The sequence below is a fragment of the Arthrobacter cavernae genome, from assembly GCF_017368795.1.
In the GTDB taxonomy this organism is placed as follows: Bacteria; Actinomycetota; Actinomycetes; order Actinomycetales; family Micrococcaceae; genus Arthrobacter; species Arthrobacter cavernae.
On sequence record NZ_JAFNLL010000084.1, the window covers coordinates 1 to 5,578 of the forward strand.

General features: G+C 67.8%; 7 protein-coding genes. 4 read left to right on the forward strand and 3 right to left on the reverse strand.

The genetic code is table 11. The features are described 5' to 3' along the window. Positions 1 to 746: 746 nt before the first annotated feature. On the forward strand, positions 747 to 1,031 hold the full coding sequence (locus J1902_RS18735) for an HU family DNA-binding protein (protein ID WP_207617885.1): 285 nt from the start codon (positions 747 to 749) through the stop codon (positions 1,029 to 1,031). Positions 1,032 to 1,212: 181 nt separating this feature from the next. Here J1902_RS18735 and J1902_RS18740 read toward each other — a convergent pair whose 3' ends face one another. Further along, a complete protein-coding gene (locus tag J1902_RS18740) occupies positions 1,213 to 1,461 on the reverse strand; it encodes a YegP family protein (protein WP_207617886.1) in 249 nt (82 codons plus the stop codon). A gap of 562 nt (positions 1,462 to 2,023) precedes the next feature. Between J1902_RS18740 and J1902_RS18745 the strand changes: the two genes are divergently transcribed. From J1902_RS18745 to J1902_RS18755, 3 genes are all read left to right on the forward strand, one after another. After that, on the forward strand, positions 2,024 to 2,263 hold the full coding sequence (locus tag J1902_RS18745) for a DUF2188 domain-containing protein (RefSeq protein WP_207617887.1): 240 nt from the start codon (positions 2,024 to 2,026) through the stop codon (positions 2,261 to 2,263). Positions 2,264 to 2,739: 476 nt separating this feature from the next. Next, positions 2,740 to 3,381, forward strand: coding sequence for a cation diffusion facilitator family transporter (locus J1902_RS19595; protein WP_307794497.1), 642 nt, complete (start codon positions 2,740 to 2,742; stop codon positions 3,379 to 3,381). Between the two features lie 250 nt (positions 3,382 to 3,631). Beyond that, the gene (locus tag J1902_RS18755) at positions 3,632 to 4,291 is read left to right on the forward strand and encodes a Helicase associated domain protein (RefSeq protein ID WP_307794498.1); all 660 of its coding nucleotides are present in this window, start codon (positions 3,632 to 3,634) and stop codon (positions 4,289 to 4,291) included. A gap of 208 nt (positions 4,292 to 4,499) precedes the next feature. On the opposite strand, the gene J1902_RS18760 is transcribed toward J1902_RS18755, so the two are convergent. Both J1902_RS18760 and J1902_RS18765 read right to left on the reverse strand, forming a co-directional pair. Beyond that, entirely contained in the window at positions 4,500 to 4,685 is a 186-nt protein-coding gene (locus tag J1902_RS18760) for a hypothetical protein (protein WP_207617891.1), read from the reverse strand. A gap of 580 nt (positions 4,686 to 5,265) precedes the next feature. Beyond that, a partial coding sequence (locus J1902_RS18765; RefSeq protein ID WP_207617889.1) for an LPXTG cell wall anchor domain-containing protein occupies positions 5,266 to 5,578 on the reverse strand: 313 nt, incomplete at its 5' end.

The following is a 5,578-nucleotide window of genomic DNA, read 5'->3' on the forward strand; positions in this document are numbered from 1 at the left end:
CGGACGTCCCCGCCCGCGGATCACCGGCCGGGCCCCACGCCCCTGACCGGCAGCACGCCCGGCCGTCCACGGGCAGCCGTTCCCCGGATGGACTGCAGCGGACGGCCGCCACGGGACCGCCCGGCCTTCCAGCTCCCCGGCGGGCCCCTGCCGCGCCCTGCCCGCAGAAGGTTGCCTGAACCGTAAACCGCAACGTACCGGGGGTCCCCTTGGAAATCGACGACGACTCATCCGCGGCACTGAATCTCCCCGCCCGACCCCGCCAGGGGTTTCCCCGAAGACCCCCGTCACCGCATCACCCGACGTCGCAGGCACTTCAACGCCCCGGCAGAGTCCCAACGCGCAACCACCCCAACCCGGTCACCCCTATTTAGTTACCTCCCCCAAACCTTGAAAACCCTTGAGTTAATCGAAATAATTCCCAGGCCGTGGCATGGCCGGGAGGTTTTCCCAAGAGCCCGGGACCATTCCTGACGTTAGGCGGACATCCAATCAGGTTCCTCCAAGAATTCCGGCGCACCCTGATGATGACGATCAGTTTGACCGTCGTCACGTTTCCTGCGTGCATGAAAGAATTCACGCATTCATTTACCGGTGGCAATTTAGGCGGATTACACCACGCATGGCTTGAGTCCGGTTCCGTGCGGTCTATGGATTGCCCCGGGCCGTGCTGGTACATTCTGCAATGTCGGCTTGTATCCGGCCGTGTGCTTTGTCTACCGACCTGAAGTCCGGGAGGACATGCTATGCATAAGAACCGTAGTGAGTTGGTTGCAGAAGTTGCAGCAAAGGCTGAGACCAGCCATGTTGCCGTCAACTCCGTCCTCAACGCCCTATTCGAGGTTTTCGAGACCTCTCTCGCCCGGGGCGAGAAGATCGTCATCCCGGGCTGGCTCGCCGTCGAGCGTACCGACCGTGCAGCCCGCACCGGCCGCAACCCGCAGACCGGCGAGACCCTTCACATTGCGGCCGGCCACAGCGCCAAGCTGACCGCCGGCTCCAGGCTGAAGGCTGCCGTAGCCAAGAAATAGTCTTCCCCGGCGACCGGGACCCTCCCTGAGGGGCCGCCGGCCGGCTTTGCGGTCCCTGCAGCAGGCCCGTCCGTTTATTCTTCGGCCATCCCGGTTCGGTGCCGGAGGAAGCGGTATGAGCAGGTGAACCCGCCGGCCGGTGCCGGCACGGTCCCGACGAGGAGTTGCTCGCCGGGGATGCTCATTGCGGGGCATCGTCCTCCCCCGGATCCGGGGAGGACCCCGCCCCGGGGCGGGACGCAACCGTTGCCACCGTTATTTCGACAACGTCTGCGGATGCCGCGTTCTTTTTCACGGATTCAATGCCCTGCAGTGCTCCGCTCCTGGACGCATAGCCTTGGCCGGTCGCGATGATTTGACCGTTTCCGGCCTTGAGGCGGAAGCGGTACTCGCCGGTCTTGTCCCGGTAGAGCTCGAATGTGGCGGTCATGTTCCGGTCCTTAGCTGGTAGGGCATTGGGTGGTTGTCGTGTCCGGTGAATGTTGCCTCTCTCTGCCCACATCGTATCGATGTGGGTATAGGCTGCACCGGACCGGCGTGTCTCCGCCCGGGTGTGCCCCGGCCCCGGCGCTTACGCGGATCCGGGACACTGCCGGGCACTTCCGGCAACGCCGGGCCGGCGGCCGCGGCCCTGATTTCCTCACCCGCGTGTTGCAGCCGGCCGGCAAGGACGGTCACAGGGGACGACGACATGAAAGGAACCCCCGGAAAGCGATCCGAACAATCACCTGCCCAACAAGGGGTTCCCCCACTTTAAAGCACCCCGGCAGACCGTGCCGGAAGTCCATGCATGGCCCCACGGGACGTAACCCCAGGGCCCTTCAGGACCATCCGCCGCGCCGCTGCCCTGGCCTAAAAAAGCAGGGCGGATTGCGTTTGCTCTTGTTTCCGGGCAGGCCTGGGAGTGGACTGTGTATTGGGTAGCTCAATGGCCGGCGGTGGCCATGTGGCGGAGCTGATCAAAGGGATGAACCAACCGCTAGGAGAATGTCATGTCCACGGCACCGGGTGAGCAAAAAGCCGTGAAGCCGCATGTCTTCCACGTGAAGCCGGTCATAGGCGAGGAGGACAAGAGATGGGATCTGCACAGGGTCCGGACAGCCAAGCATGAGCACTTCCGCACCGTGCAGGAGGCAGTGGCGGCCGCACACGAGGAAGCCGGAACGCACTCGGCCCATATCGTCATCCACGCCTTCGACGGGCATGCCTACCGCGAGTATGACCTGCACTGAACCCCTCACGGCATTATCCACGACCCGCAGGCATGCCTGCGCGGACCATTGCCGGTCGCCCGTTCATCAAGGCCGCTTGTTCATCAAGGCCGGGTGCTGCATTCGGTGGGCATTCAGCGCATCATCACCGCCGTGGTTTCTGCAATGCCGGCACCGGCACGCGCGGCGTTCAACCCCGCCGCCGCTCTGTTCCTTCGCTGGCCAGTCCGACCCGGCCCGCGATCATCCAACGCCCGGCCACCGGCGGGCTCCGGGTGCGGTATCTTGATGGGCGTCCGTCCTTGGCCCGTCCACGGTCCCGCCTGCACGGTTGCCGGCCGGTTGAAGGCCGCACCCGGGGCACGACAGAGGTTCTCTGCCCCCGGCCGGCCGGAACTCACCGGCACCCCGGCGGCCGCGGAGAAAGACCGCCGGCCGCAGCGGGCCACAAGGTAAGCGCCGTGCGCCAGCCACGGCACGCCGGAAGAAGGCACCCAGTGGTAGCCGCACGCACGCTCACGCCCGAAGAGACGGAACGGCTCACCCGCAGGGGACTGCGGCTGGCGCAATTCACCGTCGCCTATAACGTCATTGAAGGTGTCGTCGCCGTTACCGCAGGCGTCCTGGCCGGACTGGTCTCGGTCATCGGCTTCGGCATTGACTCCGGCATTGAATCCATCGCGGCCGTCCTGGTGGGAGCCCGGCTCGCCGCCCGGCTCCGCCACGGGCACGCCGATGAACACAAGGAACGCCTCACCCTCAGGCTGGTTGCGGTGACCTTCTTCATCCTTGCCGCCTACGTCACGGTTGAAGGCATCCGACGCCTGATCGACGGCGAAGCCCCGGAGAGCTCACCGGTCAGCATCGGCATCCTGGTGCTTGCCCTGGTTGCCATGCCCGTCCTGGCCGCCATGAAAAAGAGGGTCGGGACCAGGCTCAATGACAACCTGATCCTGGCAGACGCGGCAGAAACCAAGATCTGCCTCCTGCTCAGCAGTTCCACCCTCCTGGGCGTGGGGCTGTACACGCTCACCGGAGCCGCCTGGCTCGACCCGGTGGCCGGGTTCATCATCGCCGCATTCGCCATTTACGAGGGCAGGGAAGCCTGGGAGGGCGAACTCGCCGAAGAAGGCGGCTGACCCTTTCAGGAGCCCGATTCTGTAGTGAGGCGGGCCGCCGGCCGGCGTTGCCGGCGCAAACATCATGGCGGCGACACCCGGGAGGCAGCCGACGGAGCCGGTCTCCCGGCAGCCGGCCGCGCAGCGGACGCCTTCCTGGGTGCGGGCCCGCGAGCATGCCCTTTCACGCAACAGCCTGTTTGTGCGGATGCGGTCAGCAGCTGGGCAATGAGTTGGCCGCCGCCACCGGGGTGGCAGTATTGACCGGGTGGTGACCAAGCGGAGGGACACGGCTCCGAATGCGGAGTGGGTGCTGATGTACCGGGGCGGCCTGTCCCGTGGGCGGATCGCGGAGCTGACCGGCGCCCCTGCTTTGACGGTGGGCTATCACCTTGGCGTCGCATGTGCCGCGGATCCCGGGCTGCGGACGGCGCACGAGGCTGCCGTTGGCGGGAAAGACAGGCAGGTGACGGCCCGGGGGCTGGGACGCATGAAGCAGCTGCTTGCGATGGTGCAGGAGACGGGGCGGTTCCCGTCTTTGACGGCTGATGATGTGTCGGAGCGGACGCTGGCGGCCTGGCTGCGCCGCCGGCGCCGCGAAGCCGATGCAGGGACCCTGGCTCCGGCGTTCCGTGACGGCCTTGACGTCCTGCCCGGCTGGCGGGGCAGACCCAGGGCCGCGGCTGACGAGGCCAGGTGGCAGGACCGCCTGGCGGCCCTGGCCGCCTACCGGGCCGCCGGACGGGACTGGCCGCGGCACAAGGCCACGGTCGCCGGCGAAGAGCATTGGCTGGGGGTCTGGCTGCATACCCAGCGGTTCAAGCTGCGACGCGGCGAACTCGGTGCCGCGAAAATGGATGCGCTGGACGCCGCCGTGCCGGGGTGGCGGGCCGGCAGGCAGCGCGGCAGGAAGTCCGGGGGCCGGTCCTGAACCTGCACGCTCGGCTGCAGCAAGGCCGGCCTTGCCGGCGGCGTTCGGGGTTATGCCCGGTGTGGACAGCTTCGAGCCAGCCGGGGGGCTCCACCTGCCCACAGTGGGCATGACCTCTTGTTAACCAGGAGAGACCGGCGTGTGCCGGTCTCTCCTGGTTCCCCTCTGCATAAGGAATCTGTGGTGCGGCGTCGTCGCTGCGGCTCTGTCAGTGCTCGTTGAGCGGGTGGTCTTCCCGGGACAGGTCTGCCGGCCCGGTCCTTGGCCCTGCGGTGAGCAGGCGCAGCTCGAGGATGTCTTCGGCCAGGCTGGCGTCCGGGGCGACGGTGTCGTCCTGGTTCATGGTGAAGTCATGGGCCACGGCGGGTCTCCTGTGCTTGGGTGCGGGCTTCATGTCCTTTCCCCCTGGCGGCGGATACCGTGTGCTGGCTGGATCGTGGCTCCGCCCGCGTCAGCGTTGCCGGCGGCCGGGGGAGCGAAGCGAGGGAGGCCGCCGGCAAAAAACGTCGCAGACGAAACCAGGGCCGGGACCGGCGGAGCCCTGCGGAGCCGGGCATTGCCTGTTTCCCACACCAATGTTGCCCAAGGTGCGGACGGATGGGGGCGGGTCCGCGGCCAGGTGGTCCGCGGCGGTCCGTTGCGGGCATGGCGGTCCGCCGCCGGTGACTACAAGCGGGGGCTGCCCGGGGCGGCAGACCGCCCGGCCCTGCCCGGAAATGGTGGGTGGCCGGGAGCAATTCGGTCCCGGCCACCACTGTCCTAGCGTCCTAGCGGTAGTTTGTTAGTTCGGGAGGTAGAGGTGCAGGCCGCAGCCTGCCGCGACCGAGTTCATCAGGGACTGCAGCTGTGGTGGCGGGGCAGCCTGACACGGCTCCGCAGCCGCAGGTTCGGCAGTGGCGGGCCAAGGGCCGGTGCCGTGCGGCTGGTTCCTCCGCAGGGCCGCTAGACCCTGCGGAGGAACCAGTGACCGCCGCCTAGCCGGCGGCTGCCGGCTTCCTGCGGGCGGCGGCCAGGAAGCCCAGGCCCCCAAGCAACAGGGCCGCTGCAGGCAGGGCCCATTGGCTGTCCGGGCCAGTGCGGGCCAGGACAGCAGGAGCGCCGACTGCAGGTGCAGCCGCCAGCCGAAGGGCACGCGGGTTGACAGCCGGGGGGTTGACCACGGGCGGGTTGACCACGGGCGGGTTGACGACCGGGGGGTTGACCACGGGCGGGTTGACGACCGGGGGGTTGACCACGGGCGGGTTCACGGCCGGGGGCTCCTCGGCCGGCGGTTCCTCGGCCGGCGGT